The sequence below is a fragment of the Lachnoclostridium sp. An169 genome (assembly GCF_002160525.1).
Lineage (GTDB): Bacteria > Bacillota > Clostridia > Lachnospirales > Lachnospiraceae > Mediterraneibacter > Mediterraneibacter cottocaccae.
This window is the reverse complement of the sequence record NZ_NFKT01000002.1, coordinates 141687-167538: the sequence shown is the minus strand read 5'-3', so window position 1 is coordinate 167538 and position 25852 is coordinate 141687. Positions and strand designations below refer to the sequence as shown.

Genomic DNA, 25852 nt, shown 5'->3' with positions numbered 1-25852 from the left:
GGAATCTATAAAATATGATAATGAGGAATAATGTCCTCATAGGTTCCGTCCTTCATCCGGAATCCGCCGGGGATTGTCCCCAGTCTCACAAACCCGAGCTTTTCATACAGCCTGAGGGCATATGTATTGCTTTTCACAACTGCGTTAAACTGCAGAATACGGAATCCCAGTTCTTTTCCCTTCTCCATGCAGTGCCCTACAAGCTGTTCCCCGATATGCTGTCCCCTCATATCCCTGCGTACTGCGTAACTTGCATTGCAGATGTGCCCGCACCGCCCTACGTTGTTGGGATGTAGGATATAAAGCCCGACGACTTCTCCCGTCGTGACATCGCAGGCAAGTCCCGTAAATGACTGTTCCTCAAAAAATGCTCTCCCGGTCTCTTCATTCAGCAGCTCCAGCTGCGGAAATGCCACACCGTCCTCCACCACCTGATTCCAGATCAGAACGGCTTCTTCTGTATCCTCCCGGCGGTACTCTCTTATTCGAATTTCCATAGTGTTCTTCATCTCTTTTCTTTCCCCCATCAGCACAGGCCGATGATTCAGTGAAAATAGTGATCCCCGATTTTCAGTCCCCAGTTTCCGTTTCCAAAGTACAGGCAGTCCCCTACAGGATTGCTTCCCGCCATGGCGTCTGCTGCTGCCTGCATGGCGGAATCCGTATACCCGCCTTTTGCCAGAACAGAATCCAGCCATCCGGTCATCGCCGGTCCGAACTGTCCGGACTGGTAGATCACTTCCCGGATTGTGTTCGGATAAGATCCGCTGTTTATCCGGTTCATAACCACCGCTCCAACTGCGACCTGCCCCTCATAAGGCTGGTTGCCCGCCTCGCAGAAAATCAGCGCCGCAAGCAGTCTCTGATCTGCCATTCTCGCTTCCTCGGCAGCTTTCTCCCGGGCAAGGCGCTCCGCCTCCTCGGCAGCTCTTCTTTCTTCCTCAACTTTCTCGATATATGCCTGCTGTGCTTCCTGCGCAGCATCCTTCATATCCAGAACGACTGACGCATGAATCTGCTCTGCCGTATCTGCAAAGTCCCATTCTTCTGCCCTCTCCTGTGCAGAGGAAACGATCACCCCTGCTGTGTCCTGCTCCATGGCCAGACTGGTAAAACCGGTCAGAACAGTCATACTGACTGCGGCGGCATATATGGCCATAAGAATCCGCCTGTTTTTATGTTGTATCATATACTCCTCCTCTGAACTTATTGCAATATCTTTACAATCACATTATGAAATATATGTGAAATTTTCAAAACTATTACAGATATTACAAAAATGTTACGGAGGCTATTCTAATACAAATTTCCAGATCTGTCAACTTTTTTATTTCATTTCTTTTTTCTTTCTCAAAATCCGGAAGCTTTTCTTACCTCTGCCAAACATCCGTCTATGCTTCCCCTATTGCCCAAAAGCCATTCTTCTGCCCGGAAGCAGAACGCAATAAATGCCCGGATCTGGAACATCCTCCACATCCGGGCATCCTCAGCACAGCCGATGTCTGCACAAGTCTTATTTCCTCAGGAAATTGGCAATTCTCTTATATACAATAAATGTAACTGCCCCGTTGATTCCTGCCTTAATTACATTGAACCCGACAATAAACGGCATCAGCTGCCACACTGTAATCGCAGGAACGCCCATAAACAGCGGCGTAATCACCATATTGGCACCCATCATGACAACTGCCATGGCCGCCATACCGCATACAAGGGCAATGACCGCCCTCACTCTTGTTTTCTTTCTGCTGTATATGGTTCCGGAAACTGTCACAAGCACACCGGTAGCAATCACATGCATCAGTATACCGTACAGACCGCTTGATGCACTTACAGTCAGCCCCTGGACTACCGATGTTACTACCGTCAGCACAAGCCCCGCAAGCGGTCCGAACGCAAACGTCCCGATAAGAATCGGAATATCTGCCGGATCATACTCAAGAAATGCTACTGCCGGAAAAATCGGGAAATGGATCAGGTAGACAAGCACCACCGAGATCGCCACCATTGCCGCCATTTTTACCATCTTCATTGTTCTTCCGCTGTTTACAGCCATCTGTCCTTCTGTCATCATTGTTCTCTCCTTTTTCTTCCGCATCTGGGCGGTTTATTGTTTCTGAAAAAGGCAATCTTCCCTGAAATCCCATCATCAAAGAACTTCTGTTCTGACACTGGCATACCTGATGTTTCGTATGTTAATGACAGAAAAAAGCCCCGGACCTTTTTTGTCCGGGGCATGAACTCTCTTCAATGAACCACTGCCGAATCCTCTGATTCCGGCAGATATGAATCTCTTCTCTCATCCAGACTATACTGTCGGTACCGGAATTCCTTCTGAAGAAAGTCACCGGTTCAGCCGCTGAAACAGCGGGTCGCGGACTATACCGCCGGTTGGGACTTGCACCCGACCCCGAAGATCAATCACTTTTTCTGCATATTAATATAACTCTTTATAAGCGCGATTTCAAGGGGTTTTTCGGAATTTTTGAAATTTATTTTTTCTCACTGATTGTCGTAAAATCCTATTTTACGACAGTCATTTGTCGTAAATTCAGCGTACATTTATCCCGTTGTTTCCTCTTTGTCATCTGTTTTTTATGATTGAGTTTCTGCATCTGATTCCTGACACGCTTCAGATTCACATGATCGTATGTCTTCTAGATTCTCTTTGCATCTACGTGCCCCATGATATACACCATGGGACTCAGGTCCACTTCTACTGTAGATGGACGTTTCAGACGCTCTTTCCTGAGTTCTTTCATAATAATTCATTCTTTTTAGCTCCTTAATCTTTCTTATTCTAATAGTTGATATATGAAAAACCCTCTGGAAATCCGTTCTTCCAGAGGGTTCTGTATTGCTTTTATTATTGATACCTCAAAACTTATATCTCTCCAACATATAAATCGGGACTGTTATAATTTTACCATCTTCTCCCCCCTTAGTATTTCCTTTCAGATACAGAAGCCGGTCCGCCTTTCCTGACTGCAGTGCTTTCAACGCGGTTTCAGCTTTTCCTCTTCCGGTCTTCACTTCCACCAGATAACGCCTGTTTCTTTCTAAACTCTGAACGACAAAATCTATTTCACCGCCTTTATATGTTGCAAAAGCAGGCGTTTCAAAAGCAATCTCCGGCGGGAAATCCTGCCTTTTCTTTAGATTAATAAACACATAATTTTCATTGAGTGTTCCGTTCAGAGCACGCTCGTCTGTACCTGTCCGCTTCAAATAATAATTCGCTACCCCCAGATCCATAAAATAGCACCTGCTCGCCGATTTAAAATCCATGATATCCAGTTCAGTTATCTTAGCACAAAAACCAATGATCCCGGAGAAATAAAGCCAACTTATCGCTCTGTTACAAGCTGCTTTTGTTATATTACTTGAGTAGTCTCTTGTGACGATCTTCTGAAGTTCCTCGCTGATACTGTCTTCAGCAAGACCCTTTTTCTCACGGTTCAGTATCCTGCATATAGAAAGGAAAATCTGAGTAAAGACTCTGTTGTCTAAAATATCTGTAAAATATCGGATTGATTCATTTGTAAATGTGTCAATGATCTTAACGAGTTCGCCCTGTGCTTTCTGTATATCTTTTGATTCCAGATATGTTTGTACGACTTTCGGATAGCCGCCCACCTGACAGTAAGTATCATAGATTGCTTTCAGCTTGTCATAGAGAGAATCTTCCTGTACCGTACCTGTTATCTGCATATACTTTTCATAAATCTCTGTGTCGTATGCTTCCAAAAATTCTTCAAATGACATCGTATAGATCGTAAGCTTTGTCACATCTCCGCTTGAAAACCGGAACTCCGGTTCATACACTCTGCCCAGATAACTCCCTGTCACAATAAAATGACACTGAAACTGTCTTGTAAACTCTCTGATCCGATTATAAATCTCCGCTGACTCCTGAATCTCGTCAATGATAATAACTGTATCATCTGTATCCTGAAAATCCGGTTCATACAGATGAAAGGCATCATGCAGGGGATGTTCCGGTCTTTTCTCCCCCGGCTGCCATTGTGTAGCCTGCTTATAACACTCCATGAACTGTTTGCCGCTCAGTTCAAACAGATTAACGTATATTTTATGTGCAAAATTTTCGTCCGCAAATTTATTGATCAGATATGTCTTGCCAACCTGTCTGGCGCCGTTGACCTCAAGCGTACTGTGGTCAGCATTATCTTTCCACTGTACAAGCCTGTCATATATCTTTCTTTTAAGGTACATCTGTTTCCTCCTGATCTGATTTAAAACTTCCATGTTTCTTTATTATACCAGAGTATCTACCGCTATACATCTATAATTTAAAAGTACCCCGCCACAAGGACGAGGTATTTCTTTTACAGAGCTCTTCTGATCTGCTTTTTATTTCATTTGTCGTAAAACCGACCTTTTTTCACTTCTAAGACGCCTGCAAACGGCGTATTTCCGGGATTCTCTGATTTATGAACTTATTTCCGACCCCGAAGATCAATCACTTTTTCTGCATATTAATATAACTCTTTATAAGCGCGATTTCAAGGGGTTTTTCGGGATTTTTGAAATTTTATTTTTTCAGGGCAGCCAGCTCCAGATGCTTCTTTGCCTCTTCCCTGGAGTGCAGGATATGCACTTCTTTCGTCCCGCTGTACTGTCTCACCAGTTCATACATCTGCGGGAGCTGGTCTTTCGGGAAATCCATGATCCACTGTCTGAACTCTTCATCGAATTCCTCCTCCACCCATGGCAGATCCTCCCGTTTCTTCCCGATCCGCGAACGCGCCCCTTCCAGGCAGACATCCAGAGGATAATCGAGAAAGAACACGGTATCGCACGCCTCAAGCCGCACATCAAGCGTCCGGAGATAATTCCCGTCAATAATCCATTTTTCTTTTAAGAGCAGTTCTTCCAGACGGGCATCAAACTCCTCCGGGGAGATATGCGTCCCGTCGCTCCTGTGCCAGATCATATCCAGATAAAACAGCGGAAGCCCCGTTATGTCACGGAGCTTCCTGGCGAATGTGCTTTTCCCCGCTCCGGGGCATCCGATCACAATCACTTTCTGCATTGTATACCTCTTCACATTTTTTTATCCTTTTATTCATAATCCATTCAAATCTTCATCACACTTTTTACACAACTTCTTTATATACTATAATTGTTCTTAAGAAGAGAACACTTTTTCATAAACTTTTTCCCCCTTTTGAGTCACAGCAATGTGACTCTTTCCTTTTGCCCGAAAAACTGCCCAGGGGCATCCTTATGCAGAATCTTCGCGCCTCACTCCTGCATCACAGAATTTTCCCCCGCATCCTGCCCCACAGATGGATCTGGACATAGTCGTACGCCCGGTCATAGATGAACAGAGCCACCTGGCCGGCAACAATAACTCCTGCCACGAATCCTGCGGACAGATCCCGGGAAAAGAGCAGATCCCGGAAAATCAGAACAACCGGTATATAAATAATATTGAAAATCACATACTTGGCAGCCGTAAACACCGTTCTGCGCCGTGCAAGCTGAGGCCGCCTTTCCAGAGCCCTCCACACAGCCTCGATCCCCCAGATATAGAGCCCCATGGCCGCAAACGTCAGCACATAAAACTTATTCGGTGCTGTGATAAGTCCAAGGAGTACGGCTGCGATATAGAAGGCGCCTCCCATCCGCAGACCGTATTCTCTTACCACAATTCCAACAAAATAGGACGCTGCCGCCAGAAGAAACAGCGTCCCCGTCTCGATCAGGCTGCCCAGGGCCATAAAAACGACGGTCAGAGCAAGCAGAAGACCGCCGAACGCGATGGTTTTTGCCTTTACATGCATGTGCACAAATCTCCTCCCATACACTCACAGAGCTGATCAGCAATACACAGATCACAGCACATATTTCCGGTTCCGCAGCCGTAACCACCTGTACCGTACCCGTTTCCGTAAGGGCTGTTCTGATATCTCCTGCTGCTGAAATCCAACTGATTCAAAAGCTGCCGGTACTGCATATTCCCGGGTTCCATATTCACCGCCTGCGCCGCATGATCCCTGGCAAGCACATTGTTGCCGAGACCGGCGTTGGCGCAGCCGCTTAAATAATACCAGAGCGCTGATCTCTGCGGAATCTGGTCCAGCGTATTCAGAGCTTCCCGGTATCGTCTGCTGTTGATATAGTTTACTGCCGCCTGAATCCTCGGATCCTGCTGGTCTCCCTGGCCGCTGTATCCTCCGCCGTAAGAATAAGATCCACCGTAGGAACTTCTTCCCCCGTAATTATTGCCGCCATAGGAATTTCCGCCGTAGGAACTGTTTCCTGAAGAATATCCGCCCCCTCCGGATGACCGTTCATGCATAATGGTGTCGTAAGCCTCCTGGACCTCCTTGAATTTCTCCTCTGCCAGATCAGCCAGTGGATTGTTCACATTGGCATCCGGGTGATACTTTCTCGTCAGATCCCGGTAGGCTTTCTTTATTTCATCGTCCGATGCATTCGGAGAAACGCCGAGCACATCATACGGATTTTTGTTCATTTTTCTTTTCCTCTCTTTTCTTCATCTGTATCTTATTATAACGATTCCAGACTCCATCATACAATATATTTCGTAAAATGTCCACATCAACAAGGCACGGAAGACGCTCAAATTCCGCGGTACTTTCCGCAATCATCATGCACAGGATCTGATGCATCCTCTCCTCATAATCTTCCTTTTCATAAATCACCTTCAGCGGATTATAACGGTTCTTTTCCATATCTTCCGGAAGGTCTTCATAAGCATCCATTATATAGATAAATTTTCCGAGAAAAAATCCCATCCGGCGCATATTCTTTTCCCAGATATCCTCCCGGTAGGCAAACAGCTCTTCCATCAGCCGTCCGAAACATCCGGCAGTCCGGTCGATATCCGTACTGTTCTCCTTCTCGCATACTGCCAGTTCCCTCAGGCACTCCTCGATCACGCGGCTCTGTCTGGGATATTCCTCAATGATCTTCTTCGCCTTCCCCTGAATCAGGCTCTTTGTCATAAAACTGCTTACCTTCCGGTCGTCCGCCCAGTCATCGGCCATATGATAATAGGCAAGAAGCACATTCATTGCCGCCGCATAGGAGGTGATCTCGCTGCGAAGCATCATCTGTTTTTTCACCGGATGGACCTTACACCGGTGCATCTGGGAAGTCACTTCACTCTCATAAAGAGAAGTCAGAAGAATCACAGCAAACGTCATATCATAGGTCAGGGTCATCTGTCCCATAAATCCGTAGCGCTCCTTCAGTTCCCTGCACAGTCCGCAGTAGTATGCCCTGTATTTTTTTAAATCCTTTACCTTCAGTTCCGGTTCGCATATCGTCACATAACCAAACATTATCCTTCTCCTGTCTTCCGCCGCATTCGTGTCATGCTGATATTGTACCACGCCCCGCAGTTTCTGTTTATAATATTTTTGTGAACTTTCGCTCCTTATTGTTAACCGCAAAATATTTTCAGTTGACATTTGCTTTTTTGCATTATATACTCTTGATGAATTTACAAAAAAGAAACGGGAAAAAGAAAGGACTTCTCTCATGACTGAAAAAAATCTGACATCAACGAAACCGCCCCACACAAGCACGAAAACACTCACTCTGATCGGACTGACAACCGCGGCGCTCTGTATCCTCGGCCCCATGTCCATCCCGATTCCGGTGAGCCCGGTTCCGCTTTCTCTGACGAATTTTGCCATCTATCTTATCATATATATCCTTGGCATGAAACACGGAACCATAAGTGTCTTTATCTACCTCTGTGTGGGAACCGTGGGACTGCCTGTCTTCTCGGCTTTCAGCGGCGGACCCTCCAAGCTTTTCGGTCCCACCGGAGGGTATCTCATCGGCTTCCTTTTCCTGGCTCTCATCCAGGGCTTTCTGATGGAACGCTTCCCCGGAAAGCGGACTGCCGCCATCACCGGCATGATCCTGGGGCTCGCCGTCTGCTATACCTTCGGGACAGTCTGGCTTGCCGCCCAGATGAATCTTGGCTTCTTCGCAGCCCTCGGTATCGGGGTGATCCCGTATCTGCCGGGCGACGCAGTGAAGATCATCGCAGCTGTTCTGGTGGGTCCCAAGCTTCAGAGCGCCCTCAGACGCTTTCGGTAAAAGAAAGGGCATGCAGCACAGAGAAGATTCTCATGCTGCACGCCCTTTCTTTTTTCTGTTCTATATCATCAGATAATTTTCTTTCGGTAAATCCCGCACTTTCTCAGCGCTCCTCGCGGAAGTAGTTGAGCCCGCAGCTCTTTGGCTGGGCATGCTCACGGCTCTCTCTCATACTTGTCACAACAAGTACCACAATCGTCGCCACATAAGGAAGCATATCGTAGATCTGTGCCGGAAGTCCCGGTATATTCACATACATACGCATGACAGTCAGTCCGCCGAAGACGATTGCCACAAGAATTCCCTTCGCCGGTCTCCATGTCGCGAAGATAACGAGCGCCACTGCCAGCCAGCCGTAACCGCTGACACAGTCGTGAACCCATACGCCGGATGTGGTGACCATGCTCATGTACATACCGCCGATTCCGCAGATACCGCCGCCGATCACTGTGGCCGCGTATTTGTACGCCGTGATATTGATACCCGCAGCATCCGCTGTCGCCGGATCCTCTCCCACCGCGCGCAGGTTCAGACCCACTCTGGAGCGGTTGAAGAACCATGCCATAATCACCGCCAGAACAATGGCGAAGTACACAAGCCAGTTATACTGGAACAGAAGCGGTCCGAGCACCGGAATATCGGAGAGGACCGGAATATTCAGCCGGGAGAATGCATTTTTCGTCACAGTAGAGACAGCCACATACCCGCCCGCGTTCTGTCCGATATATTCTCCGAAGAAATTGCCGAAACCGGTTCCGAAGATGGTCAGGGTCAGACCGGTTACGTTCTGGTTCGCCCGGAGTGTGATCGTGAGGAAGCTGTAGATCAGGGCCCCGAAAGCTCCGGCGATGAAGGATACCGCCAGCGCGATCAGCGCCGATACCACGCCGTTTGGTGTTCCTCCCGAACTGATAACGCCCTGCTCATAATAGTAGGAGCCTGCCAGTCCGGTGATGGCGCCCATGAACATCATACCTTCCACACCAAGATTTAAGTTTCCGGATTTCTCCGTCAGGATCTCGCCCAGTGCTCCGAGCAGCAGCGGCGTTCCCGCAAGTACGGCCGCAATCAGAAGACCATTCAGTGTATTAAGCATTCTGCTCCTCCTTTCCTCTCCTGATCAGACGATAGGAGATAAAGAACTCACATCCAAGCATAAAGAACAGGATGATTCCGATCAGAAGATCCGAGGCTGACGCCGGGATCTTGAAATTCGTCTGTATCGTATTGGAACCACGCTCAAGCATGGCGATGAACACGGACACGACAAGCATCCCGAAAGGATTCATCTTGGCAAGCCACGCCACCGTAATCGCGGTAAATCCCACGCCGCCGGCGGTTCCCTCTGTAATCGTGTAGTCCGCTCCCGCAAACTGCAGCATTCCCACAAGCCCGCAGAGCGCACCTGAGATAAACATGGTTCTCTTAAACACACGTCCCACATTGATTCCCGCATAGCGCGCCGTGTTGTTGCTCTCGCCCACAACAGCGATCTCATATCCCTGTTTGGTCTTGTTAAAATAAATATACGACACTACCACAAGGACGAGCGCGAGAATCCACCCCCAGTGGACGCCCAGCACCTTGGTCAGACGCGCCCCCGGAACAAGCATCGCAATCTTCGGGAAACTGCTTCCCTCCGCCTTCCAGGGTCCGTTCATCAGATATTTGATGAATGCCAGCGCGATATAGTTGAGCATCAGGGTGAACAGAGTCTCGTTGGTTCCCCATTTTGCCTTACATACCGCCGGAAGCAGGCCGTACAGTCCTCCCGCCACGATGGAGGCCAACATCATCAGGATTACCAGCGGCAGTTTCGGGAAAATGTGCGCCGTAAAAAGCCCGAACGCCCCGGCTGCGACAGCTCCCACAAGGATCTGTCCCTCTCCGCCGATATTCCAGAACTTCATTTTAAATGCAAACGAAATGCCGATCGCCGTGATCAGAAGCGGTACGGCAATTTTCACTGTCTCATGAATAACCGTGCTGGAGCCGAATGCGCCCACAACCATCGATGTGTAAACCGAAAACGGGTTGTGTCCCAGTAAAAGGATAACGATTCCTCCTGTCACCAGGGAGAGAATGAACGCCGCCGCACGGATTGCCCACGCTTTTTTCTGGGAAATGGCATCTCTTTTGACCATCCTGATCCATGGTTCTTTCTGCTGTCCGTTTTTTGTGCTCATTCCTTACGCCTCCTTCTCCTGTATTTCTTTCCCCGCATCTGCATGAATCATCATGAGACCGATATCATCTTTGGTAACTTTGTGCGGGTCCACGATCCCGCTGACCTTTCCTCCGCACAGAACCATGATCCGGTCGGACAGCTGCATCAGAACGTCCAGGTCTTCTCCGATAAAGATCACTGCAACGCCTTTCTTCTTCTGTTCGTTCAGCAGGTCATAAATCCTGTATGAGGAGTTGATGTCAAGCCCCCTCACAGGGTAGGCCACAATAAGTACGGAAGGCTGACAGGCGATCTCCCTGCCCAGAAGAACCTTCTGGACATTTCCTCCCGAGAGTCTGCCCACCGGAGTCTCCACGCCCGGGGTGATGATCTCCAGCTCCTCGATCAGCTTCTCCGCCAGCGCTCTCGGAGTCTTCCTGTCAACAAAAATTCCTTTTCCCGACTTGTAGCTTCTCAGCATGACATTGTCCGTCATGTCCATTCCCGCCACAAGCCCCATGCCGAGACGGTCCTCCGGCACGAATGCCATGGAGATTCCTTTTTTGACAATCTCATCCGGCTTCAGGCCCAGGATTCGCTCCTGAACCGGCACGCCGTCATGGCTTCCGGAATAGAGCACCGAACCGCCGATGGAAGGATAAAGTCCGGCGATCACCTCGCACAGTTCTTTCTGTCCGCTCCCGGCGATTCCCGCAACGCCCAGGATCTCCCCGCCGTAAGCGTCAAAGGAGACATTGTCGAGAGCTTTGATTCCATCGCTGTTCAGACAGGTAAGATCAATAACCTGGAGCCGCTTTTCCCCGCGCTCCACAGCCGGGCGCTCAATCTCAAGGCTCACCGGCCGTCCCACCATCATCTCCGTGAGCTGTGCCTGATCCGTCTCTGCCGTATTGACAGCTCCTACGTACTCACCTTTTCTCAGAATCGCAACCCGGTCTGAGATCGCAAGCACCTCATGCAGTTTGTGGGTAATGATAATAATAGACTTACCGTCCTTTTTCATGTTTCTGAGCACTGCAAACAGCTTGTCTGTCTCCTGCGGCGTCAGCACTGCCGTCGGCTCATCCAGAATCAGGATGTCCGCGCCTCTGTAAAGGACCTTCAGGATCTCCACGGTCTGCTTCTCAGAAACCGCCATGTTGTAGACCTTCTTTGCCGGATCGATCTCAAAGCCGTAACGCTGTGCAAGCTCTGCCACCTTTGCGTTGATCTCCTTCCGGTTTACGACCGCCTTTCCCGGCAGCCCAAGCACAATATTCTCCGCGGCGGTGAGCACATCTACCAGTTTGAAATGCTGGTGGATCATGCCGATGCCGAGATCAAACGCATTTTTCGGGGACCGGATTGTTACTGCCCTGCCCTTTACCCGTATTTCTCCATGATCCGGAAAATAAATTCCCGACAGCATGTTCATCAGCGTCGTCTTTCCGCTTCCGTTTTCGCCGAGAAGCGCCAGAATCTCTCCCTGCCTCAGCTCGAGACTGACGTCGTGGTTGGCCACAACCTTTCCAAAAGTTTTCGTTACATGATGCATTTCCACTGCATACTGCAAAGCCTCGCTCAAGCCCTCATCCTCCTTTGTCTGTAGATTATTTTATATCCCATGAGGTAAACAAAGCCGTCCGAAGACGGCTCTGTTTTTCACTGCTGTTTCACTATTCTACTACGTTGCAGCCCTCAATGATATACTGCCATGACGGTGCGGAAGCATCTTCCTGCTCGTGATAATAGTCACCTTCTGCAACATCGTACTCCTCACCCTCCGGGCTTACGCCTTTAAGCGGGCCTGCGAATACGTGAAGATCACCGGAAATAATCTTCTCCTTTGCCGCATCGATTGCTTCCTGAGTTCCCTCTGCTGCGATCGCGGTGTTCAGCGGTGACAGATAGACAGCTCCGTCTGCCAGACCCTTGCACCAGTCAACCGGAATTTCATCTCCGTTGATTACAGCCTGAACCGCCTCGGTTACATAGATACCCCAGTCAATACGCGGGGAGATCAGGGAAGCGTCCGGCGCTGCATCGATCATATCGTTGTTGTATCCAACCTGCCATACGCCGTTCTCCTCAGCTGTTGTAGCCGGAGCTGTTGAATCGGAATGCTGTGAGATCACATCGCATCCGCGGTCGATCAGCGCTTTCGCAACCTGGGACTCTACAGTCGGGTCATTCCAGGAGTTGGTGTACATGATATCCATCGTCACATCCGGGTTCACACTCTTTGCTCCCAGATAGAAAGCGGTGTATCCGCTGATAACCTCTGCAAACGGGAATGCTGCAACATACCCCAGTTTGTTCGTCTCTGTCTTCATACCTGCCGCGATACCTGCCAGGTAACGTCCCTCGTAGATCGAAGCAAAGTAGTTGTGGAAGTTGTCAAGTCCTGAATCTTTCGCCTGATATCCGGTAGCATGACAGAACTCGATATCCGGATACTCTGCAGCAACTTCTTTTACATAGTCCTCAAAACCGAAGCTTGTCGCAAAGATGATGTTGCATCCCGCGTCAACGAGCTCTCTCAGAGCCGTATCACACTCCGCGCCCTCCGGAACGTTGTATTTATTTACGATCTGATCGTCACTCAGGCCGAGAGCTTTCTGCATCTCCTGAGTTCCGAGATCCTGGTTGTATGTGTATCCCATATCACTCGGGTCGGATACGTGTACAAATCCTACCTTGATCTCATCCTTCGGGATTCCTTTCGATGTTTCAGACGTCTTGTCTCCTGTGTTGTCGTTTCCTCCTGTCTCTGCTGCCGGCGCGCCGCATCCTGCGATCAGAGTGACAGCCATGGCTGCGCATAAGAACATGCTGAGAATCTTCTTTTTCATATATTTCCTCCTTTACTGCGAAACGGGACCGTATCATTCTGCCGGTCCGACTGCATGATGTGAAAAAAGCTATCCGTACTCGAAAACATGTCCGCCATCGGATAGCTTTTTCAATGTAATTTTACTATATCGTGCTGTCAGAAGTCAATAGCGCACTGGAAAAACTAAACAGTATATTTATTTAAGAACAAATTTATAAAAAGGTAATCTTCTTGTTATTCCTTTTCCTCCATGTTAGAATTAGAATAATATTATGTACGTACTTTTAAGAAAGGAACCGGGTAAACTGATGTCGAAAGTATTTAACACAAATGGTGCCTGCAGACCTGATCTGCATTACATGGTTGATATCAGGCCAAAACTGAAGGAAATCAAGGCAATGGTTGATGCAGGCGAGTATTTTATTGTCAACAGAGCAAGACAGTATGGCAAGACAACCACACTCCATGCCCTGGCGGATTACCTGAAAGACGAGTATGAAGTGGTAAGCCTGGATTTCCAGATGATAAGTGCGCTTGCCTTTGAAGATGAGACAATATTTGTATCGGCTTTTTCAGAAGAATTACTGGATACTGTGCAGACTTTTCCGGAAGAAATAAGTATCAGACTCAAAGAATTTGCCACAGGGACTGCAAGGATCAATTCCCTCCAGATGCTGTTCAAAGTCCTGAAATCATGGTGTGCCGCATCTCCCCGGAAACTCGTCATGATTATCGATGAAGTGGATACCGCTTCAAACAACCAGGTATTTCTTGATTTTCTTGCCCAGCTAAGAGCTTATTATCTGAAAAGACCGGCAACCGCCACATTTCACTCGGTCATTCTGGCAGGAGTTTATGACGTCCGCAACATCAGACGAAAAATCCGGCCGGATGAGGAGCACAAATTGAACAGTCCATGGAACATCGCAGCTAAGTTCCGCATTGATATGAGCTTTTCCGCACAGGAAATCGCCGGCATGCTCCGTGAATATGAAAACGATCACCAAACCGGCATGGATATTGATATGATCGCGGATCTGATCTATACTTACACATCCGGGTATCCATATCTGGTTTCCTGCCTTTGTAAAAATATGGATGAAGAAGTCTGCGGAACAGCTGATTTTCCGGATAAAAAGAGTGCATGGACGAAAGCAGGTTTTTTCGAAGCGGAAAAACTGCTCGTCAATGACAGCAACACACTCTTTCAGTCACTGACCGGCAAGCTTCAGGATTACCCGGAACTGCGATCCGTGCTGTATGAACTCCTGTTCACAGGCAAACCGATTCCTTATGTTCCGCAGAACCAGTATATTGAGACAGCTGCTATGTTCGGTTTTATAAAAAACGATGGCGGAAATGCGGTAATTTCCAACCGGATTTTTGAAACGGTGCTCTATAACCTGTTCATTTCGGAGGAATTTTCTACAAGCGCTATGTACAACACAGCTGTGCAGGAAAAGAATCAGTTCATTGTCGGAGGACATCTGGACATGAGAAGAATCCTTGAAAAATTTGTAGAGACTTTTGATTATCTTTACGGTGATCAAAATGAAGAGTTTCTCGAAGATGCAGGGAGGCGGTATTTTCTTCTGTTTCTTAAACCGATCATTAACGGAGTCGGCAGTTATTGCATCGAACCACAGACAAGAAACAGCGAACGCATGGACCTGGTCATCTATTACCGCGGCGAACAGTATATCCTGGAGCTCAAAATCTGGAGGGGAAATGCTTACAACGAGCGTGGTGAAAAACAACTGTCCGGGTATCTTGATCACTTCCATCTAAAGAAAGGATATATGCTGAGCTTTAATTTTAATAAGAACAAAGTTGTCGGGGTAAAGGATATCGTGGTGGGGGATAAACGGATTGTAGAGGCGGTTGTGTAAATACAGCCTATTCTGAGGTATGAATTTTTACTAAAAACCGCGTCCTTTATAGAAGCAGCTCGGCTCAAAGACCTGTTAAAGGAGCTTTGAGCCGAGTTTTCTCTAACTTAATGTAATCATATGCCATTGCGATCCCGCAGCACTTCCACCTGGCATTCATACCATTTTTTGTTCTTATCATCAAACATTTCATCATTTGACCCGGAATTGATCCAGTAATTTTCAAGATTGTTATTCGCCAGGGACGCCACAACTGCACATGGATTGTAAATCTGTTTCCCGGATTTCGTGTAATAACCATCATACCAGATGCGAAGTCCTTCCCGTGTCACATTCCCTGCTGAAGATCGTCCGGACTGGTATTTCCGGAACAGTTCATCCACCTCATCGTCGGTAAATCCAAAATACTCGGAAAAAGCCTCCTCTTCCGCCATTGTATATTCATAAAACATATTAAGTTCCGAACCGCTTGAGTACTTGGCGATCGGCAGTATTCCGGTCATATATGCCAGTTCAACATATGGCTGATCTTTTAGAAGATTACTCAGGAAATCGATATATTCTGCCTTATCGTTATCCGTTACAAAATCTCTGTGGAAGATAAAGTCCCATTCATCCAGAATGAAAATGAACTTCTCACCGCTCCCGAATTCGATAATGCTGTTAAAGGCATCCCAGAGCGCATCCTCCTCTCTGATCGGCACATCCGGGAAAGCTCTTTTCAAGTCTTCCAGGAGTCTTGTCTCAATCCTCCTGATATACTCATCATAAGATCTGCACCTTCTTGGCATCTCATTTAACATGATGTGTATGACATTATGCCGGTTCAGATGATCCCGGAATCCATCGAGCGAAGCTGCTTTCAGTCTGCGGAAAATCTCACTGCTGTCGTTCTCTCTGCTGAAATAGGAAGAAATCATGTTTGCCATCACTGTCTTTCCAAACCGCCGCGGTCTGGTGACGCATATATATCTGTAACTTTTCCCCTGCTCTGCCCCTTGCTTTTTCGGGAAATTCTCCGTCAGTTCGACTGCAGGGATCAGATATTGAAGAATCTGCGATTTATCAACAAAGTATGCTGAATGTACATCTTCCTGAAACAGAAGATATGGTTTTTTACTGTTCAGATAAAATCCCATCCGCTCCACCTTTCTTCACTGATGCACTATAATATTACTGCATATATAGTTTACCATGATTTCTAAGATCACGAAAGACCTCTCTGAGAAATCATATACTCTTCATATCCTCACTCCCGCACAATGCCTCCACTCCATCTCCCCGACTGCTTACCGTGCAGTCCGCACATTCACAAAACTCACATTCCCGCAGTACTCCAAAGAAATATTCTGCTTTCTCACGTTCTCTTTCTTCCCCAGTGTCAGATCTTCAAATACGATATTCCTCAGTTCATGCCCCGGCTCATCAAATCCGGAGAGTTCCACCGGATCGCAGAGGATCACCGCATCCTCATCTCCGACATATTCTCCGGTGATCTGGATCCTGCTGAACCGGCAGTTTTCAAATACCGGCTGAACTCCTGCTCCGATGCCGTCGTCATTATACGGTACACTGTGCATCAGGATCCGGGGCGTCCGGCAGTTTCTCACGACAATATTCCTTACATAACCGCCCCGCTTTTTCGTGCCCTTGATCTCGATCCCGCACCTGGACCTGGTCATGTCGCAGTCCCAGATCATCACATCTTCCACTCCGCCGGACATTTCGCTTCCGATGGTGATCCCGTGTCCGCTCTCACTTTTACAGTCGAAAATGCGTATGTGGAGGGACGGTCGCCCGATCACATTTCCCTCCGGATTTTTCCCGGATTTGATGGCGATCCCGTCGTCTCCGGTATAAAACGTACAGCCGAATATCGTACAGTTTTCCGAGGAATCCGGATCCCATCCATCCCCGTTCCAGACACCTTTGGAGCGGAAAATACAGTTTTCTGTCACGATATTGTCCGAGTAGATCATATGAACGTTCCAGCTGGCTCCGTCTTTTATGGTAATCCCGGAAATATATATATTCCGGCAGTTACTGATATTGATAAGCCTGGGGCGGAAGCGTCCGGGGATCGTCTCCGGCTTTTCACATTCCAGTATCTTCTCCCCCAGAGATTCCAGATAGTCTTTCAGGTTTTCTGTCTCAAGAGCGATCACTCTCTCTGCCAGCACTCTGCCTCCGCCCGCAATGGTGCCTCTGCCCCGGATCACGATATTCTCACAGTTCGGCCCGCTGGCGTGATCCAGACTTCCCATGTTCAGCAGACTGCTGTAGCACATCATCTCCTGCCCTTCAAAACGGCTGGGAATCTTCGGGAGATAATCTTCCACTCTGTCCGTCCCCTGAAGCACAGCCCCCTCCGCCAGATAAATTTCCATATCGCTGTGAAGGGTGAGCGCACCGGTAAGAAAGATTCCCTCCGGTATATAGACACATTCCTCTTCTGTACAGTCATCAATAGCCCCCTGGATGGCTTCCGTGTTCATCGTCCTGCCGTCTCCCACAGCAAAATACGGTGCTTTGCTTATATCCAGGATCTTTTTGATTTTCTTCGTCTCAACGGATAGCGTCTGCGAAACCAGGACTGTTTCCCCCCGCATCCATTCCACCCGGGCATCAAATGATGTCTCGGACGGCAAATCTTCAAATGCCCAGTGGGTCCTATCCGTCTGTCCTGTCATCTTCCCATCCAGAAAGATCCTGTAGCAGTCTCCTTCCATAAAAAACTCCGGCATATCCCAGTAAATGCAGATCCTGTCATCTGTCGTCCTGACAGAGACAGGTTCCATTTTAACGGAACTCTGTTCCACTTTTTTTCTTTGTTCCATTTTTCCTCTCCACTCCATCCTGTTTTCTTCTCACAGATTTTCCTGAAAGTTGATATTCTATCAGATATGTCTGCTTTCTTCTCTTGCCTTCATCACAGCTTTGATCAGATCGGTTTCTGATTTTTCCACACGGTCCCAGACTTCCGCCTCACCACTTCCTTCTTTCCGGTTGATCTCCGCCGTCAGTTCTTCCCAGAGGTTCCCCTGAGGCTTAAAATCCACTCCCGGTCTTATCTCCGGAAAAACATCCGGAAAATATTCTGCCAGTCTTCCCGCGATAAACGAGGCAAACAGGTATGCACCATATTCATTTGTGTGGGTGCTGTCACCGGGATGAAAGTATCCGCGGGCCTCTTTTTTCCCTTTTTCTTTATAAAAGTTCACGGAATACTCGTGCAGGTCGATCACCCTTGTTCCATTCTCTTCTCCGACGCGGCGCACCATGTCGGCATATTCTTCCAGCAGGTCAAAATAAGTTCCATCCTCATGCCACATATTTCTTCCCAGAGGGGTAACAAGTACAGGTACCGCCCCCGCACGGCGCACTTCTTCGATAAACCGGCGCAGATTACTCCGATATTCTTTCTCCGGCTGGAGATGCGCTCTTTTCTGGTCATTGTGCCCGAACTGGAACAGACAGAGATCTCCCGGCCCCATGTGATGCTGTACCACGGCGAAATGGCCGTCTTTCCGGAAAGTCTCCGTTGTATTCCCGCTGTGGGCCTGATTATCCACAGCAGCATTCAGTCCCAGAAATGCAGGGAGGGACTGCCCCCATGAGGCATAACATGCTCCGGGCTCATAAGGGATCTCCCCGCACTGATCCGCAACCGTGGAATCCCCGCACAGGAAAACTCTCGGCAGATACTGCTCCTGTGCCGTACACACCTCCACCTCAACAGCATCTTTCTCTGCAGTGCAGACCGTAAAAAACAGATGTTCTACCATATATGCATGATGACGGTATCTGGGCACATACTCAGACACTACCTGATAGTACTCTCTTTCCAGAGTTTCCCCCTTCTGCATATAAAGGATATCCTGGAGCTGTTTCCGTCCCGTGAACAAAAATGTGGAACCTGTATCCTCAATCGCTCTTAAGCGGATGTGAATCTTATAGATTCCCTGTCGGACACAACCTGGCGTATAGAAGCTGACCGGCTCCATCCCCTTCCACCAGGTTTCCAGTCCGGCATCAAATCCGTTTGTCAGGTCGGGGATCGTAATTAATGCGTTTCCATTCTTCTCTTTGTGAGCAAGTTCAAACATTCTGAAAGTAATAGTTTTTCTTTTCTTATCCATTATATTTCTCCGCTTTTTCAGTTCATGGCATTTTCAGAGTTTTTCCAAATTTTTTACTGCCACTGTGCAGAATGCTTCATCCGCTTTCATAAGTTCATAAAGTTCCAGATCCTTCAGATGATTATCCATATTAAGAATCAATTTGATTCGCTGATCCTCTTCCGAATCCATGAACTCTGACTGCCATTCATAAAAGTGCGGACCGTCTCCCAAATTTCTTATATAGCTCATCAGCCCTTCCATAACCCATCCGCTTTGTTTCACATCTGTCAGGCATTCATTTGCATAAAACCCACGCCATTTCCCATGCTCCCTCAAACGCATTGCTTTATCAGCTTTCAGAAAGTTTTCTCTTGCATATCCCGCCAGATAAAAGGCTTCCCTGTAGTTTCCCCTGACGGCAGTCAGCATGCTGCTGCAGGCAAGGAATGCGCCAGTGTAGGAAAAATAGAGAATTTGAGACTGCAACAGTACAGTATCGCGGAAAAGTCTGCGTGCCCCAACACATTCACCAGGCTCAAAAAATGTTTCTTTTCCTGCTGTCTCCGCAAGACATACCTCCGCTTCACAGCATTCCTCCATATACAGCCTGTATCCGGACATTCCTTTTTTGCAGAGATTCAAAAAACACTTGATCTGCTCTTCCAACGTAGGAGCACTGCAGGCCCATTTCATTTCCCCGGCAGGACTGCTTTTATCCGCCAGGTACTGCGACACCAACACTCGAGTCATATGATTCGGGAACTGTTCCCCGGCATGCTCATCTTCTTTCTCTCCATATGATACGGAAAAATGATGGTAATCAATAAGGCATTTTTCAACCGGTACGGTGTTTTCCGCACTATAATACATAGAAATATATTTTTTTCTGTGTCTGCTCACATCTATTGTTCCCCACTTCCACAGGTTTGCAATAAAATCAAGAAAATAAATATGTGGTTTTACATTGGAACAATTTATAATCCAATAATTCCGCATATTACACTGCAACACCTTTTCGAGTTCATCTTTTACAAATTCTGGTGAATTTGGAAGCATGGTCACGTGATTTGCGGCTTGAAGATCATAAAAAGAAACATGGTAATAGATTCCATGCTTTCCCTCATCGTTTTTCTCCGGAAGTGCGGGAACTCTGGGGTTATGGTTCATCTGACGGCGGCTTACCATTTTTCCATATCCATTGTCTCCCCATATTCTGATCACATTTCGGGGCAGATCCAGACATCCCTCTTTATAAAGCTCCATTGCTTCTCCATAAAGATTTGTACAGCAGACAGCGTCCGGAATCTCCTTCCTGACCATTTCATACTGAAGACGTATCAGACTGCTCATCAGTTTTCCTCTTTCCTGTGGAGTCCGGTATCTGTCATCCTCCTCCCAAAACGGCCGGTCTCCCTGCCCCCTGAAACCCAGATTCCAGATGACTTTATATTTCTTCTGTCTGTTGACCGCTTCTTTCCAAAGATTCTGAAATTTTTCCGGATACCGGTCATATGAGGCTATAAGTTCCGGATAAACCCTTCCAAACATTTCTGCTCCGAGAGGCTCTGCATGATGATGTGTGATGTATAACCCCATAGTTGCAGCCGTTTCCCGATAACGAACAGCATTTTTATCTGTCCCGGGAATCACCATGTTCCCGCCGCATCGCAGCAGCGCTTCAAAAACCATTTCCCACGGTTCTGATTTCCTGTTGTTTACAGACCATTTATGTATGAGCACCTCATCATTTACAAACCACCCTCTCAGTCTTACCGCAAAAGGAACTGACTGTTTCCTGAAAGTTTCAGAAATGCTGTATCCTTTCCTTGGGACTATTCTCTGGTCATTCCAAAACCAGAAATTACTGATTCCCAGAATTTCCCGGCTGACTTCATAGATCCCATATATAAATCCCATTTCATCTCCTGCCCGGATAATCAGTTCATTTTGAACGTCATCCGCCTCAATGCGGAAACATTCTTCTTTCATTTCCTGTTCTTTCAGTCTGATTTTGCATCCGTTTTCATCTGACGGAAGACACGCCTTTCCAATATCCCGTTTCAAAACAGCCAGAGCATTCTCAACCGGCAGACTGCTACCCTCATAGATAATCTCTGTATTTATATTAAGAAATAATTCCATCTCTAATTTTCTCCTGCCTTTCTCTCTGCATCGCGGAACTCTCTGGGCGAGACCCCGGTATATTTTTTAAATACTTTTGAAAAATAGTTTGAGTTGGCATATCCTGTGTGGATCGCGATATCTGTCACTGACCACTGTCTGCCTCTCAGAAGTTCTTTTGCCTTTTCCATGCGGATTCCTTCTATATATGAGACCAGATTGATCCCGGTTCGCTCCTTGAACAGCGTGGACAGATAGCTCACATTCAGGCCGTATTTGTCGGCAAGCCATGCCACGCTCAGGGTATCCCCGTAGTTCCTCTCAATGTACTCTTTGATCTTCTCTACCACATCTTCTCTTTCTCTGTGCATCACTACGTCGACCAGACGCCGGATAAGACCCTGGAGCCGCTCCCGCAGTTCATCCGCCGTATGGTACACAAGGAGATAATCTTTACTGCGGAAATCATGGAAGAGGACATTGAAATCCATATCCCCGCTGGCCTCGTTTGGCAGATGCCTTAAAAGTACAAGGATCTCGTCAATTCCCTCTTCAATAAAGGCAATGGAATTCTGCTCTGTCAGAAGAGCGTCCACAAGATCTCCCAGTTCATCCTTCACGTATTCAAACTCTCCCTTTGAGATCTGAGCGTACACCCGTTCAAGATCCTGGCGGAACTTCCTCTCAGCCTCCGCAAAATCCCGGGTCTCCCAGACCGAGTGCGAGATCAGGCGTTTCCCGGGCTGAAATATCTTTCGTTTCAGATAACTGATGCTCTGGCTTACCGCCTTCTGCAGCCCTTCACATTCAAACGTTTTGGAAACGGCTGCCCGAAGATCCGGATCCCCGATCCAGTCCATGACATTTTCCGCGCAGATTCCTGCCAGTTCCTGGGTACCGGTCTCGGTATTCAGCAGAAACACATGACAGGTACTTCTCGAACAGTCCCGCAGATAATAGGAAAAACAGTTCTGGTGCTGTTCTGTTTCCGCCTTCATCGCCGATTCTATCCGCGCACCGTACTCTTCATCCTTTTCCGAATAAAACGCCAGCGCAGTCACCCATTTATAGTGAAACGGGATTTCCGGACCGCCGGGTTCCGTCTGGATACTCCTGGATATACGGCTTAATTTTTCTTCTTTTCTTTTGTGCAGCAGCTCCTGCAGAAGCTTTCCCAGCTCTTCTTCGTCCACCGGTTTCAGCAGATACGCCTCTACCCCCAGCTTGATCGCACTCTTCGCATATGAAAAATCACTGTATGCACTCAGGATCACATAGTCGATATCCGGATGTGTCTTTTTTGCCTCCCCGATAAACGCCAGACCGTCCATCTTCGGCATGCGGATATCGACCAGGACAATCTGCGGATTGAATGTATCCAGAAGCGCGAGCGCCTCCTCTCCGTTTCCTGCCTCTTCGATCTCCGTGATCCCGAACTTTTCCCAGTCCATCCGGTTCCGTATACTTTTCCGTATATATTTCTCATCATCAATGATCATCACTCTGTACATGGTCATGCCCCTCTCAATATGATATTGTCCGATGTGTCTTTCGGCTCCATGGGCTGATAGGGGATCTTGATCGCAATGCAGGTTCCCCGCCCCGGTTTACTGAAGATCTCCAGAGAGTATCCGTCTCCATAAAACAGCTTTGACCGCAGATGCACGTTCAATATTCCCAGACTCTTATACTGTTCAATATACTCCAGGGGATGTTCTCCTGTCACCTTCAGCCTCTCGTTCAGCTCTTTAAGCTTCTCCGGCTCGATCCCTGAGCCGTTGTCATAGACCATAAGGAGTACTTTGTCCTCTTCCTTTTTGATACGGATCCGGAGCATGCCTCCCGAATAAGTTTCACTGAGGCCGTGGGATACCGCATTTTCCAGCAGAGGCTGCAATGTAAATTTGAGCACCCGGCAATCCAGACACTCGTCGTCAATATCATAGAACACTTCAAACCGGTCTTCGAACCGGATCTTGATGACCGTAACATAATTCTGGATCTGTTCCAGCTCCCGGGCGATCACGGTCACATTCTCAAATCTTGTATTATATCGCAGAAGTCCACTTAAGCACCGGCTCACAGTGATGACCTCCTGGTTCATGCCCTCGCTCGCAAGCCCCATAATTGTCTCCATACCGTTATAGATGAAGTGGGGATTGATCTGCTGCTGAAGAGCCTTGATCTCAGCCTCTTTTACCAGGAGCTGCTCGGATTCCACCCGTTTGATCAGATCATTGATCCGCTGCATCATATCGTTGAATTCCCGGATCAGGATGGCGATCTCATCCTGGGTATCCGCCTCCACCCTTGCATCTAGATCGCCTTTTTTTACCTGCTCCATCCCGTTGACCAGGCGCTTAAAGTTCACTGTGATCACGGAAAAACATTTGCCGGAAATGAGCACAGTCACTGCAAGGATCACTGCAAGAATCAGCAGGAGCACCGGAATAATCCGGTTCTGTGCCTGCATGATCTCTGCCTTGGAACTGGCCATGCACAGATACCAGCCCGTACTCGCCTCCGTACAGTAGGATATGATATAATCTCCGTCCTCCCAGGTTCCTTCCTCATTTGCTTCCAGGACCGACAGAGGGATATCAACCTCCATCTTGTCATAGAACAGGATGTTTCCCTCTTTATCCATGATCGTCGCCCCTGCGATCTGGTTAAAACTGTGTACAAACCGTTCCCGCAGGTCATTCATATCCATATCGATCTTCAGATACCCGACTGTATGGGGGCTGTAGATATCTTCAATCTTAAAAACATAAGTCTGAGAAACTCCTCCCCCCTCCTCACTGGTCATAAGAATATTTTTCCCGCTTTTCCAGATGATCTCCTGATACCAGTCTGTATAGCGGTAATCGGAAATGGGAACCGCCCGTCCGCTCTCCTCGATCGAATAGCGGCTCGACCATTTTCCTGTTTTATAAAAACTGATCGTCAGTTCCGGGTGGGAATAATAATACTGGCTTTCCACGCCCCTAAGCAGCGCCATATCTCCTGGAAGATCCATGTCACTTCTCATAAAATCAATGATGTCCCGGTTGTAAATGATAGCATCGGCGATATTGTTGATATCCTCGAAATACTGTTCTACCATCGTTATGCTGGATTCCATCAGGCTCTGCCGGAGGTTCTCTGCCTGGTTCATGGCATTGGTGCGCATGATCCCATATAAAAACAGTGCCACAATAAGGTTGGAACCAATAATGATCAAAAGCAGATATTTCAAAAAACGTTTTGTAAGAGTCTGTTTCTCTTTCATCTTTCCTCCTGCCTGCGGGTATTTTTACCAGTTCAGTTCACTCAGCTCATCAAGTTCCCTGCGGATATTGCGGAATGTATATTCCAGTTCCTGCTGATCCATCAGATAAAGGGACACCTGCTGTCTCATGATCTCCATCCCACCCTGATACAGAGTTCCCACTGCCGTCTCTGCCGGAACTTCTCTCATCAGGAAATACTCTCTGCCGGCCGGATTTTCTGCAGAACTCAGATAGATCTCACAGATTTCATCTGTCTGCCATGCCGGGGCGGTGTTATTCTCTGCCAGTATTCTTGCGCCCTTCTCTCCCGTGCAGAACTCGATAAAGCGGAACGCTTCGTCCGGATGAGCCGACATTTCTGCCACCGAAGCTACCGCTGTATTAAACACATCCGTATATTCCCCTCCATTCCATGCAGGGAGAGACACAATATCATATTCCAGAGAAAGCCCCCGCTCCTGTATATCCTGGTTCAGAATCTTAACCTCTGTGTCATCCCCGAAAAACATTCCGAGCCTTCCCTCCAGAAACAGTGTATAATAATTATTTTCCACGTCATCGCCCCATTCAGCATAGGAAAACGGCCCGGAAAAATCGCTGGTAAACTCATGGCACCACTGCGCAGTCTCCTGGAACACCGCCAGGTCTTCCTCCCGGAACGGATCCACCGCTCCCCGGGTCCTGGCCGGAAGCGTCCACCAGTATCCGGAAGCCTCAAATCCCGGCGCTCCATAGACCTTCTCATTTCCGGACCATCCGGTCAGCTGTACGGCGGTCTCTTTTAACGCTTCCCATGTCCACCCCTCCTGCGGGTAAGAGATTTCCTGTGCATCAAAAAGTGTCTTGTTGTAATACACACAGATTCTGCCAATCCGGTAGGGTACCATGGAATATTTTTCGTCTTCCTCCATGTTGGCATACCAGTTCTGATAATAGGAGAGCACCGGACTGTCTTCCGACCACTCAGTCAGATCTTTTAAGATTCCTTTTTCCCGCCACAGAACCGCATCCCCCGTGTCCGGAAAGAAGATGCAGTCTGCCTCTGCCTCCTGATTTTTGATCTTCATCATCTGCTGTGTATATTCTGAATCCGGGATAAAATGAAGATTCACAGAGATTTCCGGATTTTCCTCCTCAAATGCTTCTGCCAGAAGTCCAAGACTCTCCTTCTCACTCTGCCCGGCGTAAACTTCCAGCACAGTTTCCTCCGTTTCCCGGTCAGCTGTGATCTCCTGCTCCGGTCCTTTGCATCCAGTGCACAGGCATATCAGAAGCATACCGGAGAGAATCATTTTCCCGTATTTTCTCATGTAATCTCCTCCCTTCAGCTTTAATCTGATTATAAG

21 protein-coding genes and 1 riboswitch are annotated in these 25852 nt (G+C 47.9%); of the genes, 2 read left to right on the top strand and 19 right to left on the bottom strand.

Going from position 1 to position 25852, the window contains the following annotated elements:
- Positions 1–5: 5 nt before the first annotated feature.
- From B5F07_RS02300 to B5F07_RS02265, 8 genes are all read right to left on the bottom strand, one after another.
- Positions 6–497, bottom strand: a complete 492-nt coding sequence (locus tag B5F07_RS02300) for a GNAT family N-acetyltransferase (RefSeq protein ID WP_087159778.1) — start codon at positions 495–497, stop codon at positions 6–8.
- A 47-nt stretch (positions 498–544) separates the two neighbouring features.
- The gene (locus B5F07_RS02295) at positions 545–1189 is read right to left on the bottom strand and encodes a cell wall hydrolase (RefSeq protein WP_087159660.1); all 645 of its coding nucleotides are present in this window, start codon (positions 1187–1189) and stop codon (positions 545–547) included.
- Positions 1190–1513: 324 nt separating this feature from the next.
- The gene (locus tag B5F07_RS02290; protein WP_242972397.1) at positions 1514–2074 is read right to left on the bottom strand and encodes an ECF transporter S component; all 561 of its coding nucleotides are present in this window, start codon (positions 2072–2074) and stop codon (positions 1514–1516) included.
- Positions 2075–2287: 213 nt separating this feature from the next.
- A riboswitch (FMN riboswitch) is annotated at positions 2288–2422 on the bottom strand.
- A gap of 455 nt (positions 2423–2877) precedes the next feature.
- A complete protein-coding gene (locus B5F07_RS02285) occupies positions 2878–4233 on the bottom strand; it encodes an ATP-binding protein (protein ID WP_087159659.1) in 1356 nt (451 codons plus the stop codon).
- A gap of 319 nt (positions 4234–4552) precedes the next feature.
- Positions 4553–5053, bottom strand: a complete 501-nt coding sequence (locus tag B5F07_RS02280) for an adenylate kinase (RefSeq protein WP_087159658.1) — start codon at positions 5051–5053, stop codon at positions 4553–4555.
- A gap of 223 nt (positions 5054–5276) precedes the next feature.
- Positions 5277–5807, bottom strand: coding sequence for a hypothetical protein (locus B5F07_RS02275; protein ID WP_087159657.1), 531 nt, complete (start codon positions 5805–5807; stop codon positions 5277–5279).
- Positions 5798–6502 carry a DnaJ domain-containing protein gene (locus B5F07_RS02270; protein ID WP_087159656.1) on the bottom strand — a complete coding sequence of 235 codons (705 nt, stop codon included), beginning with the start codon at positions 6500–6502 and terminating at the stop codon, positions 5798–5800. Before B5F07_RS02270 ends, B5F07_RS02275 begins: the two co-directional genes overlap by 10 nt.
- Positions 6483–7334: a DUF5685 family protein gene (locus B5F07_RS02265; RefSeq protein ID WP_087159655.1), complete on the bottom strand. Its 852-nt coding sequence runs from the start codon at positions 7332–7334 to the stop codon at positions 6483–6485. The genes B5F07_RS02270 and B5F07_RS02265 overlap by 20 nt, the downstream gene beginning before the upstream one ends.
- 199 nt (positions 7335–7533) lie before the next feature.
- Here B5F07_RS02265 and B5F07_RS02260 point away from each other — a divergent pair, with 199 nt between their 5' ends.
- Positions 7534–8103 carry a biotin transporter BioY gene (locus tag B5F07_RS02260; RefSeq protein WP_087159654.1) on the top strand — a complete coding sequence of 190 codons (570 nt, stop codon included), beginning with the start codon at positions 7534–7536 and terminating at the stop codon, positions 8101–8103.
- Positions 8104–8206: 103 nt separating this feature from the next.
- Here B5F07_RS02260 and B5F07_RS02255 read toward each other — a convergent pair whose 3' ends face one another.
- The 4 genes from B5F07_RS02255 to B5F07_RS02240 all read right to left on the bottom strand — a co-directional run bounded on the left by B5F07_RS02255 (position 8207) and on the right by B5F07_RS02240 (position 13122).
- Positions 8207–9199 carry an ABC transporter permease gene (locus B5F07_RS02255; RefSeq protein WP_087159653.1) on the bottom strand — a complete coding sequence of 331 codons (993 nt, stop codon included), beginning with the start codon at positions 9197–9199 and terminating at the stop codon, positions 8207–8209.
- Positions 9192–10289, bottom strand: coding sequence for an ABC transporter permease (locus tag B5F07_RS02250; protein ID WP_087159652.1), 1098 nt, complete (start codon positions 10287–10289; stop codon positions 9192–9194). The genes B5F07_RS02255 and B5F07_RS02250 overlap by 8 nt, the downstream gene beginning before the upstream one ends.
- 3 nt (positions 10290–10292) lie before the next feature.
- On the bottom strand, positions 10293–11855 hold the full coding sequence (locus B5F07_RS02245) for an ABC transporter ATP-binding protein (protein WP_087159651.1): 1563 nt from the start codon (positions 11853–11855) through the stop codon (positions 10293–10295).
- A 91-nt stretch (positions 11856–11946) separates the two neighbouring features.
- Positions 11947–13122 carry a BMP family ABC transporter substrate-binding protein gene (locus B5F07_RS02240; protein WP_087159650.1) on the bottom strand — a complete coding sequence of 392 codons (1176 nt, stop codon included), beginning with the start codon at positions 13120–13122 and terminating at the stop codon, positions 11947–11949.
- Between the two features lie 289 nt (positions 13123–13411).
- Here B5F07_RS02240 and B5F07_RS02235 point away from each other — a divergent pair, with 289 nt between their 5' ends.
- Positions 13412–14992 carry an AAA-like domain-containing protein gene (locus B5F07_RS02235; protein WP_087159649.1) on the top strand — a complete coding sequence of 527 codons (1581 nt, stop codon included), beginning with the start codon at positions 13412–13414 and terminating at the stop codon, positions 14990–14992.
- Positions 14993–15108: 116 nt separating this feature from the next.
- Here the strand turns inward: B5F07_RS02235 and B5F07_RS02230 are convergent, their stop codons facing one another.
- From B5F07_RS02230 to B5F07_RS02200, 7 genes are all read right to left on the bottom strand, one after another.
- Positions 15109–16131, bottom strand: coding sequence for an AAA family ATPase (locus tag B5F07_RS02230; RefSeq protein ID WP_087159648.1), 1023 nt, complete (start codon positions 16129–16131; stop codon positions 15109–15111).
- Positions 16132–16281: 150 nt separating this feature from the next.
- Entirely contained in the window at positions 16282–17829 is a 1548-nt protein-coding gene (locus B5F07_RS02225) for a glycoside hydrolase family 28 protein (protein WP_087159776.1), read from the bottom strand.
- A gap of 60 nt (positions 17830–17889) precedes the next feature.
- Positions 17890–19131, bottom strand: a complete 1242-nt coding sequence (locus B5F07_RS02220) for a rhamnogalacturonan acetylesterase (protein ID WP_087159647.1) — start codon at positions 19129–19131, stop codon at positions 17890–17892.
- Positions 19132–19164: 33 nt separating this feature from the next.
- Positions 19165–21255, bottom strand: a complete 2091-nt coding sequence (locus tag B5F07_RS02215) for a glycosyl hydrolase 115 family protein (RefSeq protein ID WP_087159646.1) — start codon at positions 21253–21255, stop codon at positions 19165–19167.
- 2 nt (positions 21256–21257) lie between these two features.
- Positions 21258–22745 (bottom strand): response regulator transcription factor, encoded by a 1488-nt coding sequence (locus B5F07_RS02210; protein ID WP_162613029.1) that lies wholly within the window; start codon positions 22743–22745, stop codon positions 21258–21260.
- A 2-nt stretch (positions 22746–22747) separates the two neighbouring features.
- A complete protein-coding gene (locus tag B5F07_RS02205) occupies positions 22748–24505 on the bottom strand; it encodes a sensor histidine kinase (RefSeq protein WP_087159644.1) in 1758 nt (585 codons plus the stop codon).
- A gap of 24 nt (positions 24506–24529) precedes the next feature.
- Positions 24530–25816 carry an ABC transporter substrate-binding protein gene (locus B5F07_RS02200; protein WP_087159643.1) on the bottom strand — a complete coding sequence of 429 codons (1287 nt, stop codon included), beginning with the start codon at positions 25814–25816 and terminating at the stop codon, positions 24530–24532.
- Positions 25817–25852 lie beyond the last annotated feature (36 nt).